Annotated in this window: 20 protein-coding genes; 10 read left to right on the forward strand and 10 right to left on the reverse strand. The window is 67.4% G+C overall.

Going from position 1 to position 22,336, the window contains the following annotated elements:
- Positions 1-32: 32 nt before the first annotated feature.
- Both WS96_RS05020 and WS96_RS05025 read left to right on the forward strand, forming a co-directional pair.
- Positions 33-1,163 carry a 2-aminoethylphosphonate--pyruvate transaminase gene (locus tag WS96_RS05020; protein ID WP_059831027.1) on the forward strand — a complete coding sequence of 377 codons (1,131 nt, stop codon included), beginning with the start codon at positions 33-35 and terminating at the stop codon, positions 1,161-1,163.
- A 98-nt stretch (positions 1,164-1,261) separates the two neighbouring features.
- Positions 1,262-2,650 (forward strand): FAD-dependent oxidoreductase, encoded by a 1,389-nt coding sequence (locus WS96_RS05025; RefSeq protein WP_059831029.1) that lies wholly within the window; start codon positions 1,262-1,264, stop codon positions 2,648-2,650.
- A 91-nt stretch (positions 2,651-2,741) separates the two neighbouring features.
- On the opposite strand, the gene WS96_RS05030 is transcribed toward WS96_RS05025, so the two are convergent.
- The gene (locus tag WS96_RS05030) at positions 2,742-3,467 is read right to left on the reverse strand and encodes a phosphonate utilization associated transcriptional regulator (RefSeq protein ID WP_059831030.1); all 726 of its coding nucleotides are present in this window, start codon (positions 3,465-3,467) and stop codon (positions 2,742-2,744) included.
- 212 nt (positions 3,468-3,679) lie between these two features.
- Positions 3,680-5,851 (reverse strand): phosphocholine-specific phospholipase C, encoded by a 2,172-nt coding sequence (locus WS96_RS05035; protein WP_059831032.1) that lies wholly within the window; start codon positions 5,849-5,851, stop codon positions 3,680-3,682.
- Positions 5,852-6,078: 227 nt separating this feature from the next.
- Here WS96_RS05035 and WS96_RS05040 point away from each other — a divergent pair, with 227 nt between their 5' ends.
- Complete coding sequence (locus tag WS96_RS05040) at positions 6,079-7,005, forward strand: LysR family transcriptional regulator (protein WP_059831034.1); 927 nt, start codon at positions 6,079-6,081, stop codon at positions 7,003-7,005.
- A gap of 99 nt (positions 7,006-7,104) precedes the next feature.
- Here the strand turns inward: WS96_RS05040 and WS96_RS05045 are convergent, their stop codons facing one another.
- On the reverse strand, positions 7,105-8,745 hold the full coding sequence (locus tag WS96_RS05045) for an L-lactate permease (RefSeq protein WP_059831036.1): 1,641 nt from the start codon (positions 8,743-8,745) through the stop codon (positions 7,105-7,107).
- Between the two features lie 490 nt (positions 8,746-9,235).
- Between WS96_RS05045 and WS96_RS05050 the strand changes: the two genes are divergently transcribed.
- On the forward strand, positions 9,236-9,553 hold the full coding sequence (locus tag WS96_RS05050; RefSeq protein ID WP_059831037.1) for a DUF4148 domain-containing protein: 318 nt from the start codon (positions 9,236-9,238) through the stop codon (positions 9,551-9,553).
- 69 nt (positions 9,554-9,622) lie between these two features.
- Here the strand turns inward: WS96_RS05050 and gshA are convergent, their stop codons facing one another.
- From gshA to ada, 3 genes are all read right to left on the reverse strand, one after another.
- Complete coding sequence (gene gshA / locus WS96_RS05055; protein WP_059831039.1) at positions 9,623-11,236, reverse strand: glutamate--cysteine ligase; 1,614 nt, start codon at positions 11,234-11,236, stop codon at positions 9,623-9,625.
- A 464-nt stretch (positions 11,237-11,700) separates the two neighbouring features.
- Positions 11,701-12,660, reverse strand: a complete 960-nt coding sequence (locus WS96_RS05060) for a DNA-3-methyladenine glycosylase family protein (protein ID WP_059831041.1) — start codon at positions 12,658-12,660, stop codon at positions 11,701-11,703.
- Positions 12,657-13,751 (reverse strand): bifunctional DNA-binding transcriptional regulator/O6-methylguanine-DNA methyltransferase Ada, encoded by a 1,095-nt coding sequence (ada, locus tag WS96_RS05065; protein WP_059831042.1) that lies wholly within the window; start codon positions 13,749-13,751, stop codon positions 12,657-12,659. Before ada ends, WS96_RS05060 begins: the two co-directional genes overlap by 4 nt.
- Before the next feature lie 431 nt (positions 13,752-14,182).
- Here ada and WS96_RS05070 point away from each other — a divergent pair, with 431 nt between their 5' ends.
- A complete protein-coding gene (locus tag WS96_RS05070) occupies positions 14,183-14,596 on the forward strand; it encodes a VOC family protein (protein WP_027785791.1) in 414 nt (137 codons plus the stop codon).
- A 21-nt stretch (positions 14,597-14,617) separates the two neighbouring features.
- Here WS96_RS05070 and WS96_RS05075 read toward each other — a convergent pair whose 3' ends face one another.
- From WS96_RS05075 to speG, 3 genes are all read right to left on the reverse strand, one after another.
- The gene (locus tag WS96_RS05075) at positions 14,618-15,172 is read right to left on the reverse strand and encodes a YaeQ family protein (RefSeq protein WP_006498691.1); all 555 of its coding nucleotides are present in this window, start codon (positions 15,170-15,172) and stop codon (positions 14,618-14,620) included.
- A 189-nt stretch (positions 15,173-15,361) separates the two neighbouring features.
- A complete protein-coding gene (gene sap1, locus WS96_RS05080; RefSeq protein ID WP_034208724.1) occupies positions 15,362-15,709 on the reverse strand; it encodes a surface attachment protein Sap1 in 348 nt (115 codons plus the stop codon).
- A gap of 490 nt (positions 15,710-16,199) precedes the next feature.
- Entirely contained in the window at positions 16,200-16,757 is a 558-nt protein-coding gene (speG, locus tag WS96_RS05085) for a spermidine N1-acetyltransferase (protein ID WP_059831077.1), read from the reverse strand.
- 150 nt (positions 16,758-16,907) lie between these two features.
- Between speG and WS96_RS33995 the strand changes: the two genes are divergently transcribed.
- The 5 genes from WS96_RS33995 (at position 16,908) to WS96_RS05100 (ending at position 20,718) form a co-directional block, all read left to right on the forward strand.
- On the forward strand, positions 16,908-17,078 hold the full coding sequence (locus WS96_RS33995) for a hypothetical protein (RefSeq protein WP_006489933.1): 171 nt from the start codon (positions 16,908-16,910) through the stop codon (positions 17,076-17,078).
- Positions 17,079-17,191: 113 nt separating this feature from the next.
- Positions 17,192-17,440 carry a DUF2795 domain-containing protein gene (locus WS96_RS05090; protein WP_059824664.1) on the forward strand — a complete coding sequence of 83 codons (249 nt, stop codon included), beginning with the start codon at positions 17,192-17,194 and terminating at the stop codon, positions 17,438-17,440.
- Between the two features lie 109 nt (positions 17,441-17,549).
- The gene (locus tag WS96_RS05095) at positions 17,550-18,908 is read left to right on the forward strand and encodes a sensor domain-containing diguanylate cyclase (RefSeq protein ID WP_059831044.1); all 1,359 of its coding nucleotides are present in this window, start codon (positions 17,550-17,552) and stop codon (positions 18,906-18,908) included.
- Positions 18,909-19,058: 150 nt separating this feature from the next.
- Entirely contained in the window at positions 19,059-19,184 is a 126-nt protein-coding gene (locus tag WS96_RS34350) for a hypothetical protein (RefSeq protein WP_256980637.1), read from the forward strand.
- Positions 19,185-19,566: 382 nt separating this feature from the next.
- Positions 19,567-20,718 carry a hypothetical protein gene (locus tag WS96_RS05100; RefSeq protein WP_059831046.1) on the forward strand — a complete coding sequence of 384 codons (1,152 nt, stop codon included), beginning with the start codon at positions 19,567-19,569 and terminating at the stop codon, positions 20,716-20,718.
- Between the two features lie 65 nt (positions 20,719-20,783).
- Here WS96_RS05100 and mnmE read toward each other — a convergent pair whose 3' ends face one another.
- Entirely contained in the window at positions 20,784-22,178 is a 1,395-nt protein-coding gene (gene mnmE / locus WS96_RS05105; protein WP_059831048.1) for a tRNA uridine-5-carboxymethylaminomethyl(34) synthesis GTPase MnmE, read from the reverse strand.
- Positions 22,179-22,336: the final 158 nt, after the last annotated feature.

Genomic DNA, 22,336 nt, shown 5'->3' on the forward strand with positions numbered 1-22,336 from the left:
CCGTGACGTCCCGACTTCATCAAGGAGACACCATGACGCTCGCCGCCCAGCCCATCCTGCTCACCCCCGGCCCCCTGACGACCTCCGACCGCACGCGCGACGCGATGCTGCGCGACTGGGGTTCGTGGGACGGCGACTTCAACGCGATCACCGCGCGGCTGCGCGAACGGCTGCTGCAGATCGTGCACGGCGAGGGCACGCACGAATGCGTGCCGCTGCAGGGCAGCGGCACGTTCTCGGTCGAGGCGGCGATCGGCACGCTCGTGCCGCGCGACGGCCACGTGCTGGTGCCGAACAACGGCGCGTACTGCCAGCGCCTCGCGAAGATCTGCCGCGTGCTCGGCCGCCGGCTGACGACGATCGACTACCGCGAGGATCGCCGCGTCGATCCGGCCGACGTCGAGCGCGCGCTGGCGGCCGATCGGTCGATCACGCACGTCGCGCTCGTGCATTGCGAAACGGGTGCCGGCGTGCTGAACCCGCTGCACGAGATCGCGCAGGTCGTCGCCCGACACGGGCGCGCGCTGATCGTCGACGCGATGAGCTCGTTCGGCGCGATCGACATCGACGCGCGCACGACGCCGTTCGACGCGGTGATCGCGGCGTCCGGCAAGTGTCTCGAAGGCGTGCCGGGGCTCGGCTTCGTGATCGCGAAGCGCAGCGCGCTCGAACGCAGCGAAGGCAACAGCCACTCGCTCGCGATGGACCTGTACGACCAGTGGGTCTACATGCAGCGCACGACGCAGTGGCGCTTCACGCCGCCGACGCACGTGGTCGCCGCGCTCGACGCGGCCGTCGCGCAATACGTCGACGAAGGCGGGCTCGCCGCGCGCGGCGGCCGCTACCAGCGCAACACTCGCGCGCTGATCGACGGGATGCGCGCGCTCGGCTTCCGGCCGTTCCTCGATCCGGCGATCCAGGCGCCGATCATCGTCACGTTCCATGCGCCGGACGACCCGAACTACGATTTCAAGCGGTTTTATCAGGAGGTCAAAAAGCGCGGCTACATTCTGTATCCGGGCAAGCTGACCGAAGTGGAGACGTTCCGCGTCGGCTGCATCGGCCATTTCGGCGAAGCCGGGATTCCGGGCGCCGTCGCGGCCATTGCCGACACGCTGAAAGCGATGGGCGTGCGCCGCGTATCGGCCGAAGCGGCGGCATGACGAGGTGACGCGAGGCACCCGGCCGCGTGCGCACGCGCATGCGGCCGCCCGTTTTTCCCGGCCGTGCGGCGCACGGCCCCTTATCGACGAACCTTCCGATGCGACCCTTCTGGATCGAACAAGCGCTGTTCAACGACGGCGATCTCGCCCCCGCGCTGCAAGGCGCGACGCAGGCCGACGTGTGCATCGTCGGCGGCGGCTTCACGGGCCTCTGGACCGCGATCCAGGCGAAGCAGCAGCACCCCGCGCTCGACATCGCGATCCTCGAAGCCGACCTGTGCGGCGCCGGCGCGAGCGGGCGCAACGGCGGCTGCCTGCTCACCTGGTCCGCGAAATTCCTGACGCTGCGGCGTCTGTTCGGCGAAGCCGAGGCGATCCGGCTCGTGAAGGCGTCGGAAGCGGCGGTGCAGCACATCGCCGATTTCTGCCGCGCGCACGACGTCGATGCCGAATTGCGGCTCGACGGCACGCTGTACACCGCGACGTCACGCGCGCAGGTCGGCACGCTCGCGCCGGTGCTCGACGCACTCGCCGCGTGCGGCATCCACAGCTACGAGCCGCTGCCGCCCGCCGAAGTCGCGCGCCGCTCGGGCTCCGCGCGCAATCTCGACGGTGTCTACTCGCCGATCGCCGCGACCGTGCATCCCGGCAAGCTCGTACGCGGGCTGCGCCGCGTCGCGCGCGCGATGGGCATCCGCATCTACGAACGCACGCCGATGCTCGACTTCACGCCCGGCCAGCCGGCCGTCGTGCGTACGCCGTCCGGCAGCGTCACGGCGGGCAAGCTCGTGTTCGCGATCAATGCGTGGATGGCGAGCCGTTTCCCGCAGTTCGAACGCACGATCGCGGTCGTGTCGAGCGACATGGTGATCACCGAGAAATGCCCCGAGCTGCTCGAGCGGACCGGGCTCGTGGACGGCGTGTCGGTGCTCGATTCGCGGATCTTCGTCTATTACTACCGCACGACGGCCGATGGGCGACTGATGCTCGGCAAGGGCGGCAACACGTTCTCGTGGCGCAGCCGCATCGCGCCGGTGTTCGACCGCCGCTCGCCTTACGAGGCGCAGCTCACACGGAGCCTGCGCGCGTTTTTCCCGTCGCTGGCGGACGTGCCGATCACGGCAAGCTGGAACGGGCCGTCGGATCGTTCGGTCACGGGCTTCCCGTTCTTCGGCCGCCTCGACGGCGCGCCGAACGTGTTCTACGGGTTCGGTTATTCGGGCAACGGCGTCGGGCCGACCTACATGGGCGGGCAGATCCTGTCGTCGCTCGTGCTCGGCCTCGACAACGCGTGGACGCGCAGCCCGCTCGTGCGCGGCCCGCTCGGCCATTTTCCGCCGGAGCCGATCCGCTACGTCGGCGCGCACGTCGTGCGCAACGCGATTCGCCGCAAGGAACGCGCGGAAGACGAGAACCGGCAGCCGTCGGTCGTCGATACGTGGCTCGCGAAATTTGCGAGCGCGGCGGGGAAGGCCGACAAGGCGTGACGATGCGTCGGCCCGAACGCGCAACGAAAAAGGGACGCGGCGACGCGTCCCTTTGCCGATGCGCGGCAGCCCGCGCGAACGTCGCCGACGCTTATGCGCCAGCCTTCTCCCGCGCCGCCTTGCCCGCCGCAGGCAGCCCCTGCTCGTGCGTGCGGCGCATCCGCGCGAGGCCGTGCGCGACGTGCTCGCGCACGAGCGCGACGGCCTTTTCCTCGTCGCCGGCCGCGAGCGCCTGCACGATCTTGTCGTGCTCGGCCGCCGACACGGCGATCGCATCCTCCTCGGCCTCGATCGCCGCCTGACGCAGCAGGCCGAGCTGGCGCACGAGCCGCCGGTAGGTATCGGTGAGATGCGTATTGCCGACGCCGACGACCATCGCGTCGTGGAACTGCACGTTCAGCTCGGTGTAGCGCGTGACGTCGTGCGCCTTCGCGGCGTCCTTCATCGACTGGATGATGCCCTTCAGCACCTTCAGCGTGTCGGGCGAGATACGCTTCGCGAGCGCGCGCGCGACCGATTCGTCGAGCATCGCGCGCACTTCGTAGATCTCCTCGGCCTCGCGCAGCGGCACGACGCGCACGGTCACGCCGCGGTTCTTCTCGTTGCGCAGCAGGCCGGCCTGCTCGAGCGCGCGGAACGCTTCGCGCACCGGGCCGCGCGACACGTTCAGCCTGGTCGCGATCTCGACTTCGTTGAGCTTCTCGCCCGGTGCGTATTCGCCGGAGACGATCGCGCGCTCGAGCATGTCCTGGACGATCATCGCGAGCGACTGGCTTTGCAGGAGTTCGATGGCGCTGAGCGCGTTCGGGGCAGTCATGGTCGGGGCAGCGGGCTGGGGTGAAACGACGGCGCCATATCGGCGAATGATCCTTGTATACCCTCGCCCCGGCATATTGTCAACAGTTTTCAGTTTCCAAAAGCCAATCCCGCGTGCCCGCACACGGCCGGACCCCGGCCGGCATGCAACCGGCACGCGGCGCTCGCGCGCTGCGGGGAACCGCCCCGCTTCGCGCGACGCCGGCGCAGCCGTCAGGCCGTGCGCTTCACCGGCCCCGGATCGCTGTGGCTCGGCCGGCCCGTCTCGACGTGGCCCGCGAAGCGGCGCACGACCTTGTCGTCGCCGCCGCGCAGCGTGGTCGCGGTGATCGTCAGATCGTACCAGCCGTGGCTCGACGACAGCTCGAAGTGCCCTTCGACGCGCTCGCCCGGCTCCAGCGTGTAGGTGCGCGCCTGCGCATGGCTGTACGCGTTGTCGACCGTCACGCGGCAGGTCGCGCGCCCGCTGTTGCGCAACTGCAGGTACACGTGACGGTTGCGCACGTCGTAGCCGATCTTCGCTTCGGGGTTCGCGTGGCGGCCGTCCGCGGCGAGCCGCGTGTTGCCCTGGAACTCGCACAGATAGCCGTTCGGGCCGTAGGCGGCCAGATGGTACTCGCCGCGCGCGGCCGACGTGCTCCACGTATCGACGAAGCGGTCGTGCGCGGACACCGCGTAGCGGCGCGGCGGCGTCGCCGGGTTGCGCCGGTCGTACACGTAGAACGCGGCACCGGCGTCGCCGGTGTTCGCGAAGTCGAGCGACACGGTATCGTCGTGCGCGCCCACGCGGCTGTGCACGAACAGCTCGTACGGCAGCGCACGCGCCGGACGCGTGCCGGGTTCCTGCGCCGGCATCGACTGCTGCGCGGGCACCTGGTACGCCTGGCCGGCCGTCGCGATGTGCTGCGGCACCGTGAAGCTCACCGTGCGCGTGTCGGGGCGCGCGGAAAAGTCGAACGCCGACGTGAGATCGCCGCAGATCGACCGGCGCCACGCGCTGATGTTCGGCTCCTTCACGCCGAAACGCGCTTCGAGGAAACGCAGCACCGACGTATGGTCGAACGTCTCCGAGCAGACCCAGCCGCCCTTCGTCCACGGCGAGATGATGATCAGCGGCACGCGCGGCCCGAGGCCGATCGGCTGGATGCCGCCCGGATCGGCGCCCGGCACGAGCGGGCTCATCTCGCCCGGGTACTTGTTCAGGTCGAGCAGCTCGTCGCCGAGGTTCGACAGCAGGTTCGACGACACGATGCCCTGGCCGCCCACGCCGCTCGTGACCGGCGGCACCGGCGGCACGACGTGGTCGAACAGCCCGTCGTTCTCGTCGTAGTTGAGGATGAACACCGTCTTCGCCCACACCTCGGGGTTCGACGTCAGCGCCTCGAGCACCATGTTGATGTAGAACGCGCCGTCGGTCGGCGACGCCTGCGGGTGCTCGCTGTACTTGTACGGCGACACGATCCACGACACCTGCGGCAAGCGGTTGGCCTGCACGTCGGCCTTCAGTTCGGCGAGCGTGTGGTTCGACGCGCCCTTGTCGACCAGCGGGCCGCTCGCGCCTTCCTTCACCTGGAAGCGCTTGAAGAACATCAGCGAGTTGTCGGTGTAGTTGTCGGTCGGGTCGCCCGGGATGCCGGTGCCGCCCTGGTACACCTTCCAGCTGATCTTCGCGTCCTCCAGGCGTTCGGCGTAGGTCGTCCACGTGTAGCCGTTCACGTCGTTGCGCTCGCCGATGCCCGGGCCGTTCGGCGCGCTGCCGTAGACGTTGCGCGAGTCGACCGTGCCGGTCCACAGGTAGATGCGGTTCGGCGCGGTGTCCGCGTGCGCCGAGCAGAAGTACGAATCGCAGATCGTGAACGCGTCGGCCAGCGCGTAGTGGTACGTGAGATCCTGGCGCTTCAGGTAGCCCATCGTCAGCACGTCCTGCTTCTGGTTCACCCACTGATCCCACTGGCCGTTGTTCCAGGCGAGGTGGCCGCTGCTCCAGCCGTGGTTGGTGCCCGGCTGGAATTCGGTCGTCTGCTTCGGATCGAGATAGAACGGCAGCACGTACGGCGCCGACGGATCGAGCCCGCGCGAATGGTAGTTCTTCGTGAACACCGACGCCGGCGGTTGCTGCCACACCGGCGCGCCGTTCGGCAGCAGGTGCGGACGGGGGTCGTTGAAGCCGCGCACGCCGCGCAGCCCGCCGAAGTAATGGTCGAACGAACGGTTTTCCTGCATGAAGATCACGACGTGCTCGACGTCGCGGATCGTGCCGGTGCGATAGGCGGCCGGCATCGCCAGCGCATTGCGGATCGCGGGCGGGAAGCCCGCATAGGCGGCCATCGCGCCGGCCGACTGCGCGGCGAGGCGCAGGAAATCGCGTCGATTGTTCGAGGACATGAAGAGAGCCTTGTGGTCGTGGGTGGGGTCGCCGGGCGAGCGGGGCCGGCGTTTCTGCGTCGCCGTTATTACCCCGCACCGGCATGTCCCGGCCGTGACCGGTTCCCGCAGGTTTCTTGTGCTCATCCCCAGCTTTTTTTCGAAGCCGCACATGACGCGCCTTTCATGCGGTCGACACATGCGTACGCTACGCTGACGCGCGATGAAGAGGGGGGAGAAGCCGACACGTGTTCGATCAGCTGAAGGCGTTCCATGCGACCGTCCGGCAGGGCAGCATCACGCGCGCCGCGCGCCACCTCGGCGTGAGCCAGCCGACGATTGCCGCGCAGATCCGGCAGGTCGAGCAGTTGTACGGCGTCGAGCTGTTCTACCGCAGCGGCCGCAAGCTCGAAGTGACCGAGACGGGCATCGAGCTGCTGCCGCTCGTCGAGAAGATGATCGCGCTCGAGGCGCAGGCCGACATCATGCTGCGCAACGTCGGCGGCCTGTTCGAAGGTCACCTGCGGATCGGCGCGACGGGCCCCTACTACATCATGGACGCGGTCGGCCGCTTCTCGAGCGCGCATCCGTCGATCGCGCTGACATGCCGGATCGGCAACTCCGAGGAAATCCTGCAGGCGCTGCAGGAGTTCCGCATCGATCTCGCGGTCTCGTCGCAGCGCAACGACGCCGACGGCCTCGAGCGCAAGGTGATCTCGACCGATCCGCTGGTGCTCGTCGTGCACCGCCGTCATCCGCTCGCGCGGTTCGATGCGATCGACCCGGCGCAGCTCGCCGACGTGCGGCTGCTGATCCGCGAGGAAGGCTCGGTCACGCGCCGCTGCACGGAGACGATCCTCGCAACGGCCGGCGTCGCGGCCGCCTCGGTCGCCGAGATCGGCAGCCGCGAAGCGATTCGCGAGGCGATCCTGCATGGAGTGGGCGGCAGCCTGTTTCCGCGCGGCGAGGCCGAGCGCCATCCCGACCTGCGCGTGATCGCGCTGCGCGGCGTCGATACGACGATCGACGAATACGTGTACTACCTGAAAGCGCGCCGCCAGAGCCCCGCGATCGACGCGTTCCTCGCGTGCATCCTGCCGGACGACGGCGAAGCGGCCGACGCGGTCGATGCGGTTGAACCCGGACGAACGATGCGGCGGCCGAACGCGCGCTGAGCCGCCGCGCGTTCGCCGCTTCCGCACACTACGTGGCGCTTTTCCCGCGCCTTCCCTCGTTGCTTTCCTCGTGCCTTCCTTCTGTCGTGGCGCCGCGCGTCACTTCGGCAGCGCCGGAATCATCCATGTCAGCACGTGCTGCTGCAGGAACACCAGCACGCCGAGCAATAGCGTGAGGATCACGCTGTGCCAGAAGGTGCGCGCGAACACGACGCCTTCCTGCCCTTTCAGGTCCGTCGTCGACACGCCCGTCGCGATGTTCTGCGGCGAGATCATCTTGCCCATCACGCCGCCCGACGAGTTGGTCGCGGCCATCAGCACCGGATCGAGGCCGAGCTGCCGGGCGGCGACGACCTGCAGGTTGCCGAACAGCGCGTTGCCCGACGTGTCGCTGCCGGACAGGAACACGGCGATCCAGCCGAGCGACGCCGACACCAGCGGGAACAGCGCGCCCGTCGACGCGACGCCGGTGCCGAGCGTGTAGCTGATGCCCGAGTAGTTCAGCAGGTACGCGAGCCCGACGATCATCATCACCGTGACGATCGCGATCCACGTCTGCCGCCACGTCTTCACCACGCATTCGACAAACGCGCCGGGGCCGGTGCGCGTCAGCGCGGCCGTGACGATCGCCGACACGAGGATCGCGGTGCCGGTGCCGAGCGGCTGGAAATCCCAGATCGCCGCATACGGCTTGTGGTACAGCGACACGTACACGGCGTTGTGCAGCCCCGGCCACTTGATCTTCACGTCGCCGATCGCCGCGATGTTCGCGTGCACCCAGACGATCACGACCACCGACACGACGAGCCACGGCAGCCAGCCGCCGAAGCCCGCGCGCGCGGCGCCGGCCGCGGCCGGCACGCTGCGCGCGAGCGCGTATTGCGGATCGGGCTGCGGCTTCCACAGCTGCAGGAAGCCGATCGTCACGATCAGCGACGAGAGCGACGACAGCACGTCGGTGAGCTGGTAGCCGAGGAAGTTCGACGTGACGAACTGCGCGATCGCGAAGCTGCCGCCGGACACGAGCAGCGCGGGCCACAGCTTCGCGATCGAGCGCAAGCCGCCGTATGCGCCGACCACGTAGAACGGCAGCAGCAGCGCGAAGAACGGCAACTGGCGGCCGACCATCTGCGCGAGCGTCGCGGGCGGCAGCGACGTGACCGCGCCGAGCACGGTGATCGGCACGCCGAGCGCGCCGAACGCGACCGGCGCCGTGTTGAACAGCAGCGTATAGGTGAGCGCTTCGAGCGCGGGGAAGCCGAGCGCGATCAGCAGCGCGCTCGTGATCGCGACCGGCGTGCCGAACCCGGAAATCCCTTCGAGCAGACAGCCGAACGAGAACGCGACGACGAGCAGCACGAGGCGGCGGTCGTCGGGCAGGTTGTCGAGCATCCACTGCCGGAACTGGTCGAAGCGGCCCGACTTCACCGCGATGTTGTACAGCAGCAGCGCGTTGAAGACGATCCACATCACCGGCACGACCGCGAGCGCCATGCCGGCGCCGACCGCGTTGAACGCGAGCCCGGCCGGCATCCCCCACGCGCCGATCGCGACCGCGAGGCCCGCGACGAGCCCCGCGAGCGACGCCTGCCACGCGGGGCGGCGCAGCACGCCGAGCGCGATCAGCGCGACCGCGATCGGGATCGTCGCGACGAGGAACGACAGGAGCAGCGAGTGGGCGACCGGCGTCAACGGTTGCGCGAAGACGATGCCGGGCGGTAGGGCGTCGGTGGGATTCATCGTGTCTCCAGATGTCGACCCGAGTGGGCGCTTCGGCGCGTACTCGGGTCCCATGCCTTGTGCGGCCGGCCCGGGTTCGCATGTCGATGCGCCGGGCTCGGTACAAGTCGATGTCCTGCAGTCGCGACCGCGATCGGGCGCTTGCGTACGCAACGACGTTGCGCGGCCAACCGATCGGTCGCTTAAAAGAGGTTAGGAGGCGCGACGCGCTTGTACAAGGGGGGAGAAGCCCGATGCGGGCGAGCCCGTGCGGACCGCCGCCGCACGATGGCCGGCAGATGGCGTGCTGCTGTCGCGTTCGACAGAAAACCCGTCGCAGCCGGCTCGCCGGTGGCCGCGCGATGCCGGCACCCGCGCAATATTGCGCGACCGGAAAAGGTGACTGCCAGCCGCGAGGATGTTTCGTTTGGCGTCCGAAGCCTAGACTGGCTGCATCGTTTCCGGCCGCGCCGGCGATGGCGCGGCACCGGAACCTCACGGAGCAAACACGATGATGAAAATGAAACACGCGGCATGCGCATTCGCGCTGATCGGCGCGGCGTTCGCCGCTCACGCGCAAGCTGCGTCGACGCTCACGCACGCGCAGGTCCGCCAGGAACTCGCGGAACTGCAGGCCGCCGGCTACCGGACGAGCCTCGCAAGCAGTCCCGACTTTCCGCGGAACATGCAGGCGGTCATGCAACGTGCGGCGCAGGCGCGCGGCGAGGGCGACGCCGCCGGTTACGGCAGCGACGGCCGGGCCAACGCGGAATCGGCCGGGCCGGCGCTGCCGCATGCGGTCGATCGCGGCACGTACGCCCATCACTGATCACCGACGGAACCGGACCGCACTCGCATCGCGGCGCGGCGCACCGTGCGCCGGCCGCTTGCGCGATCGTCACACGCTGAAGCGGTTCAGCGTATAGGCGCGATAGGCGGCGACGAACGCGTCGAACGATCCGGCCTCCTTCGCTTCGAGCTCGGCCTGCTCGGCCAGCGACTTCGCGGCGAGCGCCTGCTCGGCGCGCAGCGTGTCGGCCGACGGCGGATGCGCGCGGAAATGCGCGGCATGCGCTTCGCTTTGAGCGAGCGCGAACGCGAGGAACGACTGACCGTTCTCGCGCATCGTGCGCAGCACGCGCGCGGACGGCGTGTGCTCCGGATCGGCGAGCTTCTCGCGTTGCGCGGCAATCGCGCGCGCATGCTCGTCGCCGCCGCGAATGTCGTCGAGACGGCGGCCGACGATGTCGATATCGGCCATCAGCGCGTCCGCCCACGCCTGCAGCGTAACCGGCTGGCCGTCGCGCACCAGCGTGAGTCCCGGCTTGCGGCCATCCAGCGTCACGCTGCCGAAGTTCGCATTCGCTTCCTTGTACGCGTCGCAGTCGAGCGGCGCGCTTTCGTCGAGCGCGCAGGCGAGCAGGAACGCATCGAGGAAGCGCGCGGTCTCCAGTGCGATGCCGGTCGGTTCGAACGGATCGATGTCGAGACAGCGCACTTCGATGTACTGCACGCCGCGCGACGCGAGCGCATGCAGCGGCCGCTCGCCCGAATACGTGACGCGCTTCGGCCGGATCGTCGAGTAGAACTCGTTCTCGATCTGCAGCACGTTCGTGTTGATCTGGATCCACTCGCCGTCGCGATGCGTGCCGATCGCCTCGTACGCCGGATACGGCTCGCTGACGGCCTTCGACAGCGCGTCGAGATAGCCGGGCAGCGTGTTGTAGTCGACGTGCAGCGCGGCCTGGGCCGTCGTGTTCGAGTAGCCGAGATCGCTCATCCGCAGGCTGGTCGCATACGGCCGGTACAGCGTATCGGCGTCGAACGTGTCGAGCGCGTGCGGCTTGCCGCGCAGGAACTTCGTGTCGAGCACGGGCGACGCGCCGAACAGGTACATCAGCAGCCAGCTGCGGCGGCGGAAGTTGCGGATCAGCGCGAGATAGCGTTCCGACTGGTAATCGACGAGCGTGGCCGTCGATCCTTCTTCCGCATGCAGGCGCCGCCACACTTCCTCGTGCAGCGAGTAGTTGTAGTGGATGCCGGCGATGCACTGCATCGTGCGGCCGTAGCGATACGCGAGGCCGCGCCGGTACACCGTCTTCAAACGGCCGATGTTCGACGTGCCGTAGTCGGCGATCGGGATCTGGTCGTCGGCCGGCAGCAGGCCGGGCATCGAGTCGCTCCACAGCATCTCGTCGCCGAGCGATGCATAGACGTAGCGATGCAGATCGTCGAGGCGTTCGAGCGTGAGCGCGGCGTCGCGCTCCGCGGGCGTGATCAGTTCGATCAGCGCTTCGGAATAGTCGGTCGTCAGCGCCGGATGCGTGAGCGCCGAACCGAGCGCGCGCGGATGCGGCGTGAACGCGATCATCCCGTCGCGCGTCACGCGCAGGCTTTCCTTTTCGATGCCGCGCAGGCCGTCGGGCAGATGCTGCCGCGTCGGGCCCGAGCTCAGCGCGTCGAGGCGATTCAGCAGCAGTTCGGACTGGCGGTGAGTCATGGTGTTCGACATGGAGACGCAAGTGCGTGACGGCCGCGCGCAGAACGCCGCGCGCGGCCGGCTGGATTGTTGGTCGCTTCGTTGGTAGCGGGCACTTTAACATCTCGCCGGAACCCGCGCTTGAGGTGGCCGCGGGCACGGCGCGCGGGCCTGAGCGGGCCGTCGGACGGGCCGGGCACGGCTGTCCCGGCCGGTATCGCCGGTTCCGGACGACGCCGATCGGCACGCCGGCCGGCGCCATTCGTCGGACGGAACGCGAACGACGAACGGATGGCGACAGGTGCAACCTCGCCGCCGCATGATCGCGAAACGACGCGTGCGCACGCATCGCACGCGCGACGTCCGGCCGATGCCGGACGCGCGAACTCGCCATGACGCGGCGCGTCACGCCGGCGCTTGCCGCATGCCGGCGCCGTGTGCGCAACGGGTTGCAGCCCGGCCGCGTTGCGGTCGCGCCCGGTGGCGGGCCGCCGCGCTTACCCGCCGCGCGCGCCCCCCGCCCGGTCGGCTACTTCGTTCCACAGATGCAGCGCCGCATACGCGCGCCACGGCCGCCAGCCTTCGGTGCGGCGCTTCTGGCTGGTGAGCCGGTCGAGCGCCGGGTCGCGCGCGGCGATCGACTGCATCAGCACGAGATCGGATGCCGGCCACGCGTCCGGGTCGCGCCACGCGCGCATCGCGATGTATTCGACGGTCCACGGGCCGATGCCGGGCAGATCGAGCCACGCGCTGCGCAGCGTCGCGAGATCGGCATGCGTGCGGTCGACCGGCACGTCGCCGGCCGCCACCGCGCGCGCCACGCCGGTCAGCGCCGCCACGCGCTTGCCGGGCATCCCGATCTTGTCGAGATCGCACGCGGCCAGCGCGTCGGGTGTCGGGAAACGCCATGCGGGCGCGCCGTCGTCTTCATGAATCACGCGTTCGCCGGCCCGTTCGACGAGCCGGCCGACGATCGTCGTCGCGGCCTTCACGCTCACCTGCTGGCCGACGATCGCGCGCACGGCCAGCTCGAACCCCGACCACGCGCCCGGCACGCGCAGCCCCGGCGCGGCCGCGACGAGCGGCGCGAACCACGGATCGCGCGCGAGCCCGCCGCCGATCGCGGCCGGATCGGCGCCGAGATCGAACATCGTCGCGACACGTGCGGCGAATGCATCGTCGACGTGACGCGCGAGCGCCCCTTCGACGGTCGCGATCAGGCAATGCTTGCGCGGGTGTTTCGCGACGGTGAGCCGGCCGGCAAGGCCGTGCAGATCGACGATGCGGCGATACACGCCGTCCGCGACCTGCTCGACGCCCGGAATCGCGCGCCCGCTGAAAAAGCGCAGCACGCGCGCCCAGTCGTACGGCGCCTTGTAGCGCAGCTCCATCTGCGCGGACGGCGGCACTGGGCCGCCGTTCGCGAGGGTCTTGATCGTTGTCGTCTCGATACTCAAACCGCACTGCCCTCCGTCTCGGCTTCGGCTTCGTCGTTGTCGTGGATATGACGCGCCTCGGCCGCGAGCAGCGTCGCCTTGCGGCGCACGCCCCAGCGATAGCCGGCGAGCGCGCCGCCCTTTTGCACGACGCGGTGGCACGGGATCGCGAGCGCGACCGGATTCGACGCGCACGCGGACGCGACCGCCCGCACCGCGCGCGGCGAGCCGAGCGCCTCGGCGATCTCCGAATAACTGCGCGTTTCGCCGTACGGGATATGCGTCAGCGCTTCCCACACGCGCTGCTGGAACGCGGTCGGCGCGATGTCGAGCGGCAGATCGAATGCGTGCCGCGTGCCGTCGAGGTACGCGCGGATCTGCGTGACGAACGGCGCGAGCCGGGCCGGCGATTCGACCAGTTCGGCCCGCGCGAACGCGTCCTTCAGCTCGCCGACGAGCGACGCCGCGTCGTCGCCGAACGCGATCCGGCAGATGCCCTGTTCGGTGGCGGCGACGAGCACCGTGCCGAGCGACGTCGACGCGGTCGCGTAGTCGATCCGCAGGCCCGCACCCTGGCGGCGGAAGGACGACGGCGCCATCCCCAACTCGCGCGGCACCGACGCATAGAGCCGCGACGGCGAGTTGAAACCCGCGTCGACGGCCGCCTGCGTGACCGGCTGCCCGCTTTGCAGCGCCTGCCGCAGCGCGGCGCCGCGCTGCGCGGCCTGGTACTGCCGCGGCGACACGCCGACCACGCGCTTGAAGAGCCGCTGCAGGTGGAACGGGCTCACGTGCACCGCGTCGCTCAACTGCTGCAGCGTGAGCCGCTCGGCGTGCGCGTCGAGCACCGCGCACGCGCGATTGACGATTTCCAGCTCGCGCGGCAGCCCTTCCGGCTGGCAACGCTTGCAGGGCCGGAAGCCGGCCGCGCGCGCGGCCGCCGGATCGGCGAAAAAGGACACGTTCTCGCGGCGCGGCTGGCGCGACGCGCAGGTCGGGCGGCAGAACACGCCGGTCGTGCTGACGGCATAGAAGAACGCGCCATCCGCATGCGGATCGCGTTCGGTCACGGCGGCCCAGCGGGCCTCGTCGGTCGGATAGGCGGTTTTCATCTGAACCTCGCACTCTCTAGTGTAGACGGTGCCTACTCTAGACATCGGCACATGCCGTCGCGCCCTGAATCTTGCTCTGTGATTCGTGCCGATGAATCGGGGCCGTATCACTAAAAATAAATCCGACGAAACGCGCGCGACGGCCGCTCCCGCGTGGCTTTCGTCATCGTCGCGTCATCATTTTGCTGCAGTGCGGATGCGACAAATCGTCGTCCTGACGTTTTTTTGCAATCGGAATATTGCGTCGCACCATCGCCGTGTGTATAGTTGGAACTGTCTCCTCCATGTCTCCTCCTGATATGGATTAAGCCCGTTCCGCTCTGCGTGAACGGGCTTTTTTTCGTCCGTCGATTGTGCCGCGGTCCGGCCGGCAGCGCAGGCGCGATGCGTCTACACTCGATGCTCGTCGACTTGCGAAGGAGTGCCCGCCCATGAAGCCCACCATCCGCGGAATCGATCACATCGTGCTGCGCGTGACCGACATGGCGGCGATGACACGCTTTTACTGCGACGCCGTCGGTTGCCATGTGGAGAAGGAGCAGCCCGACTTGGGCCTCGTGCAGTTGCGCGCCGGCGATGCGCTGATCGACCTGCTGACGGTCGGCGGCCCGATCGACCGCCCCGACAGCGGCCCGCCCGGCACCGGGCGCAACCTCGACCACCTGTGCCTGCGCGTCGAGCCGTTCGACCCCGACGCACTGATCGCCCATTTCGCCGCGCATGGCGCGCGGCCGGAGGCGCCGGCGCAACGCTACGGCGCCGGCGGCTACGGGCCGTCGATCTACCTGTTCGATCCCGAAGGAAACATGGTCGAATTCAAGGGGCCGCCGGCCGCGCTCGGCTGAACGCGGCCGGCGCGCGGGCCGTCACGCGTCGGCGCGCGCCTTCAGCACCGTCCACTCGACCGCGACCGGATCGTGATCGGCGCTCGAGATCCACGCGGCGCCGTCCTGCACCGTGCACTGCAGGCGCATCGTGCGCTCCGCGAGCCGCCCGAGCGCGGCTGCGACGCCGTCGGCGAGCGACAGCACCTGCACGTTGCGCAGCCGTTCGACCTTGCTGCGCACGCCCTGCCACCAGATATCCGACGTCTTGCCGCCGTAGGCGATCACCGTGACCTGCCCGGCACGGCCGGCCGCCTTCGAGATGCGCCGTTCGTCCGGCTGGCCGGCCTCGATCCATACGTCGATCGCGCCCGTCAGGTCTTTCTGCCACAAATCGGGCTCGTCGACGTCCGACAGCCCCTTGCAGAATTCGAGCCGCTCGTGCGCGAACAGCGCGAACGCGACGATGCGCACCATCATCCGGTCGTCGGTTTCCGACGGATGGCGCGCCACCGTCAGCGCGTGATCGGCGTAGTAATGCCGATCCATGTCGGCGATTTGCAGTTCGGCTTTGTAGATCGTGGATTTCAGCGCCATGCGGATGCGGCCCGGGCGGGCATTCGGTTCGGTCGGGCCGTGATGATACCGAATGCGCGCCGTCCGGCGTGCGGCATGCGCGATCCACAGCACAACGGCCCGGCATGGGCCGGGCCGTGTTCGATTCGCGCCGCCGGCCCGTCGGGCCGGCGCGCTCGCGCGTCCTGCGACGGCGCGGTGAGTGGACGGTTACTGCTTGACGAAGCGCGAATCGGTCCAGAGGCCTTGCTGGTCGCTGTTGTCGGCGCTGACGAACTGCACGTCGCCCTGGTCGACCGATACCACGCGGAAGCGCTGGCCCTCCGGCACCGACAGGCAGCGGAAGTCGTCAAAGTACTGCTGCTTCGCCTGCGACTTGCCGTCGCGCTCGTGACTCAGTACGGAGTCCAGATTGTCTTTCGACAGGCAGCCCCATGCGTTCTTCGTCAGCTGGATTTCCTGCTTCGGCTTGACGGCCGAATCGCCGCCGGCCTGGGCAATCGACACAGCGCAAAATGCGCCGACAAGGGCAAAAAGGACACCGGTACGCTTGATCATGTTCTGTCTCCAGGCTTGCGGGCACCAGGCTGGGTTAGCTATGTGTTTAAAGGTGATCGTGAACCCGCGTTTTTCACTTTAGAAGACCGGCAAACGATAGCAAGCACATTTGTTGTGCGACCGCAATAGCGGCGGATTGTCGCACCCCGTGCGCAGCCCGCTTTTGGCGCGACGCACGCGGGCGGCACGGGCTGGCGAACGTAGCCCCGGCCCGTGCCGCCGGGCGGAAAGCGTTACCGGGCAAGGCTTTCGGCAAAGTTACAGCGCGGCGATTGAACGGTTTGGATAATCCATTTCGCTATCCGGATCATTTTGATGCGTTGCACATAAAGTCGTCCGAAACGATTCGACTTTACCGCAGCGCGGAATCGCATTTACCTGAAACAAGAAAAATGCCAGATATAAGCGAATCCGTATTTATCCGGAGTTCCCCCGCATCCGTTCGGCGCCTGCGAAGCCCCGTCGCAAGCGCCTTTTACCCGTGTGGTGTTTACCCTACTTTATTCAGCCCGATTGGCTGACGCGCGAAATAATCGTGCTGGAAGATGCACATCCGATAAGCGTTGTGATACGCGCCATTCCCGAAAAATTCTTCCTTCAATTCGGCCTCGTGCTGGAATCCGCATTTCTCGTACACATGGATCGCCGCCGCGTTCGACGTATCCACGATCAGGTAAAGCTTGCGCATGTTCAGCACCTTGAACGCGTACTCGACCGCGAGACGCGTCGCCTGGCCCGCGTAGCCGCGCCCCTGGCACTGCGGCGCGATGATGATCTGGAACTCGCCGCGACGGTGGATGTAGTCGAGCTCGATCAGCTCGACGAGGCCGACCAGTTCGTCTTGCCCATCGACCGCGACGAACCGGCGCTCGCGCTGGTCGTGCACGTGGCGGTCGTACAGTTGCGACAGTTCCGAGAAGGTTTCGTACGGCTCCTCGAACCAGTAGCGCATGATCTTCGCGTCGTTGTTCAGCTCGTGGACGAAGCGCAGGTCCTGGCGCTCCAGCGGTCGTAGCGCGAGCGTGTGGGTATCGTTCTGGAGTTGCATGTTCATGTCCTGTTCGATGCCGGCGCACGTGCGGAACGCCGGCGCGGCACGGCCGCGCCCGGCCCGTCTCGCACTGTAAGAAATTGAACGCGGGCGCAGTTCAGAGCCTAGAATGGGAGCAAGGGTTCCCGCCACCGCAAGGAGGCTATCGTGATCGAGCAAGTCATACTCGGCATTTTCCTCGTGCTCCCGCTGGTCATCGTGGCTGCGCTGTTTTCCGACGAACTCTGGCAGGAGCATCGCCGCCAGCATCCGCGCGACGAGAACGCACCGCACATCGACTGGAAGCATCCGTGGCGCCGCGTGCGACGCGGGCATTGACGCCGATCCTCGTCGATCCGCACGCGCTGGCCGGGCCATCCTGGGCCGGGTAGCATGCGGTGCACGATTCTTGCGCTTCGATCCGATTCCCGCCCAACCCGCGAGACACCGACGTGAACGACAAGCCCGCCCTTCCTCCACACGATATCCCGAACGAAACGATCGACCTGCAGATCGCCGATGTACTGGCGGCCGTCCGCTATCCGGCGAACAAGGATGCGATCGTCGACGCCGCGCGCGAGGCCGGCGCCAGCAACGACGTGCTGTCGATGCTCGACGGCCTGCCCGAACAGGATTACGCGGACGTCGACGCCGTCACGCGCTGCGTCGCCGGCAACTTCGGCCCGGGGCTCGGCATTTGAGCGGATACCAATAACGAGATAGGATCGGACCGCGCCGGTCGCGCCGCGACCGGATGCATGCCGCTCGGCGCAAGATCGGGCGTTCGAGCACGCGTGTCCGGGGGACTCCATGGAAGGCATCCTGATCCAGCACACGACGCAACGTCAGCTGTGGCTCGGCGCGCTGACGGCGCTCGTCATCCTGCTTGCGCTCGGGATCGCCGCGCCGCACGCGAACGTCGCGCTGCCGGCCGTCGAGCCGTTCATGCCGATGTGCGCGCTCACCGTGTTCACGACCGCCAGCATCGCGGCGTTCTTCCTCGGCGCGCAGTTCACCGTGACGCGCCAGCCCGTGCTCGGTGCGCTCGGCGGCGCCTATGCGTTCACCGCACTTGCCGTCGCGCTGCAACTGCTCACCTTTCCCGGCGTGTTCGCGCCGCATGGCCTGCTCGGCGCGCGCCCGCAAAGCGCGGCATGGATGTGGATCTTCTGGCATGCCGGCTTTCCGTGCTTCGTGATGGCCGCGCTGTTCGCACGCGAGCGACTGACGCGCGCCCCGGTCGGTGAGAAAGCGACGCGCCGCTGGACGATCGCGCTCGTCGGCGGCCCGGCCGTCGCGGCGGCACTCCTGTGCGCGCTCGCGCTGAACGTGTCGCTGCCGCCCGCGTTCCATCCGCCTCGCGACGCAGCCGTGCTGCCCGTCAACGGCATCGCGCTCGTCGTATGGATCCTCAACGTGCTCGCGCTCGTGGCCGTGCTCGTCACGGGCCGGCTGCGCACGACGCTCGACCTGTGGCTCGCGATCGCGGTGCTCGCGTGCCTGACCGACACGACGCTGAACCTGCTGACGACGAACCGCTTCACGGTCGGCTGGTATGTCGCACGCGTGTTCAGCATGTTCACGCCCGGCGTGCTCGTGTGCGTGCTCGCGTGGGAAGTGACGATGCTGTATCAGCAGTTGTTCGAAGCGCATGCGACGCTGATCCGCTCTTCCGCGCGCGACGGGCTCACGGGCGCGTTCAACCGCAGCCACTTCAACGATCATTTCCACACGCTGTTCCTGCAGGCGCGACGGCAGGGCGAACCGCTGTCGCTGCTGATGGTCGACGTCGATCACTTCAAGGCGTACAACGACGCGTTCGGTCACGTGAAGGGCGATGCGTGCCTGATCGCCGTCGCGAACGCACTGGCCGGTGCCGTACGGCGGCCGGCCGATATCGTCGCGCGCTATGGCGGGGAGGAATTCGCGATCGTGCTGCCGAACACCGGCGCGCGCGGTGCGCGGGTCGTGGCCGACGAAGCGCGCGAAGCCGTGCTGCGGCTCGACCTCGCGATGCCCGATTCGCCGGCCGGGCGCGTGAGCGTCAGCATCGGCTGCGCGACCGTAGCGGCCGATGATCTGTCGACGCCCGACGCGTTGATCGAAGCCGCCGATGCCGCGCTGTACCGGGCGAAGGATACGGGGCGAAACCGGGTCGTCGTCGCCTGAAAACGTCTGCTGTTTGGCTAATTGTTACGGTCATTGTGACCGGAATAATCCGCCGTTACGGATTGCGTGACAGGGATACCAACGCTTACAGCCGGTGTTGCGGGCGCTCGCTATGCTGGGTTCCATATCGAACCCGAGCAGGTGAACGCGATGAAGAAGACCCTTTTGCTGATTGCCGGCGTCGCCGTGTTGTTGAGCGGCTGTATCGTGGTGCCTGATGGTGGCGGGTATTACGGGGATGGCGGGTATTACCATCATCATCGTCATTGGGATTAAGGCCTCCCGGCCGAGCATTGCATCCTCATTCCGCAGAACCTCGGATGAATACCGAGCGCGGTATTTGATTCCGCCCCTCCGGCACATGACTCATCTCGCACCGAGCGATTTGAATCGTTGCCGGAGCGTTACAGGCTTCTACACGCCTCTGCCGAATTCCGGGCCGCCGCATGCGGTCCGCTGATCCCCTTCCATAATCAATCACACGGCACGCCTTTCTCGCATTCAGATCGGTATCGGTTCTTTGTTTTACGGTCAGCTATCGCGACGCGCCATTCAGTTCTTGTCGTTGCAGCCGATATCACTTGTTTACCGCTGCGAGTCCCTGTCGCATTGTGCTCCCACGGATTCGTCGTCACTAAATCCGAGAACCAACTGAACCATGAAGCTGTTCGACCGACAGAAGTGGCATAACGACGTCTCGATCGTTGGAAACCGCTATCTCCGCGTCCCGCTGCCGAAAATGGAAGCTGGGAGTTTTGGTTGGATCAAGCGCTGGGCCATCGACTGGCTCGTGCCGACAGGCATATCGGCATCGGCAACCTATCACCTGACGGATGCATTCGTTGGACGCTACCGCGCAATCCTCCCTCCAGGCGCCGTTGACGACGTTCCTCTCGAGGTCATGTCTGACTTATGGAGCCGCCCTGCCTCGCAATATTTCTTTATAGGCTTCTTCGGGCTAGCGGTTCTAACCGTGGCCATGTTGCTTTATCAACAACTGGCGCGCCCCACCCTGAGAAACATGCTCCGTCGTCGCAAACGGCCGCTCGTCAGCCCAAAGCCATTCGTGCTCGTTCTCGCCCTTGGCAAACTACTGTCGACCATCATTCCAGCATGCGCCGTTGCGATCGCGGCTTACGCGCCAGCGAGCGGAATCTGGGGTGGAATTGGTCTCCTCATCGGGTTGATTGGCCTGGTCACCGCTGGCTACTACCACATGGTCTACGGTGAAATGCGGCCCCCGAGCGTCATCTCGATGTCGTTTCATCGACCGCGACAATCTCCATCAATCGACGCGGGCGAGGCTGTATCGATGACAAGCTTGACCCAATGGCGCGACGCCCATACAGCGCTTCAGGACGACGCAAACGCAATCTCAGACGCGGCTGGCGGCGCATTCGCACAAAATGTGACCGCCTCGTTTGATCTCGATGATGTTGTTATTTCCGTCGCATTGAGCATCGACATCGATGATTTGCCACGAGATCGCCGATGTGCGGTCGATGCACAAATCAACCGCGTGCTGAACAAATGGCGTAGCGAAGGTTACAGGAGCGGCTCGCTTTATGATGGAAGAACGTTGCCCGTGCCAACTGCTCTATCATCCCCCAGCGGCTTCACGGCACCATTGCGCCCGTCCGGCACCACACCGGCCGATTCGGTGCGTGTGGCAGCTCGGTCGGGCAGCACAGTCCTGATCATCGACGACATCATCATTCAAGATCAGACGACTACCCGCCGCAGTCGAATCATGCAGCGCAGAGAAAAGGTGTTTGAATTCGTTGTGGAAGCCGGCAATGACGCTGCATGAGTGCCAATGCTGTTCGTACTGGATGGCACGCCGCCGGCAACTGCGACGTACAGTTCAGCGTCCGCTCACTTCCCGATACAAAACCTGCTGAAAATCACCCCCAGCAGGTCATCCGAAGTGAACTCCCCGGTAATCGAATTGAGCTGCTCCTGAGCGAGCCGAAGCTCCTCAGCGAAGAGATCGAGCGACTGCGCGCGCTGCTCCGCGTGATCGGCCGCCTGCGCGAGATGTTCCTGCGCAGCCCGCAGCGCAATCAGATGCCGCTCGCGCGCCAGATAAACGCCCTCGGCCCCCGCCTGCCACCCGGCGATTCGCAACAACTCCGCGCGCAGCATGTCGATGCCGTCGCCGCGCTTCGCCGACAGATGCACCTCGGTCAGATCACCTTCCGCCGCCGGATGCTCGACGCTTGCCGGCACGCCGGTCAGATCCGTCTTGTTCAGCACGCGCACCACCGGCACGTCGGCCGGAAACCGCGCCGCGATCGTCCCGTCGTCGGGCGTCATCCCCGTGCGCGAATCAAGCAGATGCAGCACGACATCCGCGCGCTCGATCTCGCTCCACGTGCGTGCAATGCCGATCCGCTCGACTTCGTCCTCCGTCTCGCGCAGCCCGGCCGTATCGATGATGTGCAGCGGAATCCCTTCGACCTGGATCGTCTGCGCCACCTTGTCGCGCGTCGTTCCGGCGATCGGCGTGACGATCGCCAGCTCGGCGCCCGCCAGCGCATTCAGCAGCGACGACTTGCCGACGTTCGGCTGCCCCGCGAGCACGACCGACAACCCTTCGCGCAACAGCGCGCCCTGCCGCGCATCGCCGAGCACGTGCGCGAGCTGCGCACGGATCTTCGCGAGCTTGCCGCGCGCGTCGGCCGCTTCGAGGAAGTCGATTTCCTCCTCCGGAAAATCGAGCGTCGCCTCGACCAGCATCCGCAGCGTGATCACGTCGTCGACGAGCGCATGGATCTGCCGCGAGAACGCGCCGTCGAGCGAACGCCCGGCCGAGCGCGCGGCCGCCTCGGTGCTCGCCTCGATCAGGTCGGCAACCGCCTCCGCCTGCGCGAGGTCAAGCTTGTCGTTCAGGAACGCGCGCCGCGTGAACTCGCCCGGCTCCGCGAGCCGCAGCCCGAAGCCGCGCCCCGCATCCAGGCAGCGCTGCAGCAGCAACTGCATCACGATCGGCCCGCCATGCCCTTGCAGTTCGAGCACGTGCTCGCCGGTGTACGAATGCGGCGCCGGGAAATACAGCGCGATCCCGCGGTCGAGCGGCGCGCCGTGCGCGTCGAGGAACGGCACGTAGCTCGCATGACGCGGCGCGAGCTTCTGCCCGCACAACGCGTCGATCAGCGGCAGCGCCGCCGCCTCGCCGCCGCGCCCGAACGACACGCGGACGACCCCGATGCCGCCCCGGCCGGCAGCAGTGGCAATGGCGACGATCGGATCGGAATCGGTAGCGAGCATGGGAATCGGAGAAATCGGGTAATCAGCGGGTCAATGGTGCGCCCGCACAACAGTTCGGGCATCGGAACGCCGGCATTGTAGCGTGCCGGCTCGCCCACCACCGGCCACGGCGCCGGATTCGGACTCGCCTGAATTTATCCCACCGGGGATAAGCCAAG

It is taken from the genome of Burkholderia sp. MSMB1835, assembly GCF_001526365.1.
Taxonomy (GTDB): Bacteria; Pseudomonadota; Gammaproteobacteria; order Burkholderiales; family Burkholderiaceae; genus Burkholderia.

Bases quoted from the DNA above. Each gene is read 5' to 3' on its own strand.
- WS96_RS05020 (WP_059831027.1), top strand. From the start codon at position 33: ATGACGCTCGCCGCCCAGCCCATCCTGCTCACCCCCGGCCCCCTGACG.
- WS96_RS05025 (WP_059831029.1), top strand. From the start codon at position 1,262: ATGCGACCCTTCTGGATCGAACAAGCGCTGTTCAACGACGGCGATCTC.
- WS96_RS05030 (WP_059831030.1), bottom strand. From the start codon at position 3,467: ATGACTGCCCCGAACGCGCTCAGCGCCATCGAACTCCTGCAAAGCCAG.
- WS96_RS05035 (WP_059831032.1), bottom strand. From the start codon at position 5,851: ATGTCCTCGAACAATCGACGCGATTTCCTGCGCCTCGCCGCGCAGTCG.
- WS96_RS05045 (WP_059831036.1), bottom strand. From the start codon at position 8,745: ATGAATCCCACCGACGCCCTACCGCCCGGCATCGTCTTCGCGCAACCG.
- WS96_RS05050 (WP_059831037.1), top strand. From the start codon at position 9,236: ATGATGAAAATGAAACACGCGGCATGCGCATTCGCGCTGATCGGCGCG.
- gshA (WP_059831039.1), bottom strand. From the start codon at position 11,236: ATGTCGAACACCATGACTCACCGCCAGTCCGAACTGCTGCTGAATCGC.
- ada (WP_059831042.1), bottom strand. From the start codon at position 13,751: ATGAAAACCGCCTATCCGACCGACGAGGCCCGCTGGGCCGCCGTGACC.
- WS96_RS05070 (WP_027785791.1), top strand. From the start codon at position 14,183: ATGAAGCCCACCATCCGCGGAATCGATCACATCGTGCTGCGCGTGACC.
- WS96_RS05075 (WP_006498691.1), bottom strand. From the start codon at position 15,172: ATGGCGCTGAAATCCACGATCTACAAAGCCGAACTGCAAATCGCCGAC.
- sap1 (WP_034208724.1), bottom strand. From the start codon at position 15,709: ATGATCAAGCGTACCGGTGTCCTTTTTGCCCTTGTCGGCGCATTTTGC.
- speG (WP_059831077.1), bottom strand. From the start codon at position 16,757: ATGCAACTCCAGAACGATACCCACACGCTCGCGCTACGACCGCTGGAG.
- WS96_RS05095 (WP_059831044.1), top strand. From the start codon at position 17,550: ATGGAAGGCATCCTGATCCAGCACACGACGCAACGTCAGCTGTGGCTC.
- WS96_RS34350 (WP_256980637.1), top strand. From the start codon at position 19,059: ATGAAGAAGACCCTTTTGCTGATTGCCGGCGTCGCCGTGTTGTTGAGC.
- WS96_RS05100 (WP_059831046.1), top strand. From the start codon at position 19,567: ATGAAGCTGTTCGACCGACAGAAGTGGCATAACGACGTCTCGATCGTT.
- mnmE (WP_059831048.1), bottom strand. From the start codon at position 22,178: ATGCTCGCTACCGATTCCGATCCGATCGTCGCCATTGCCACTGCTGCC.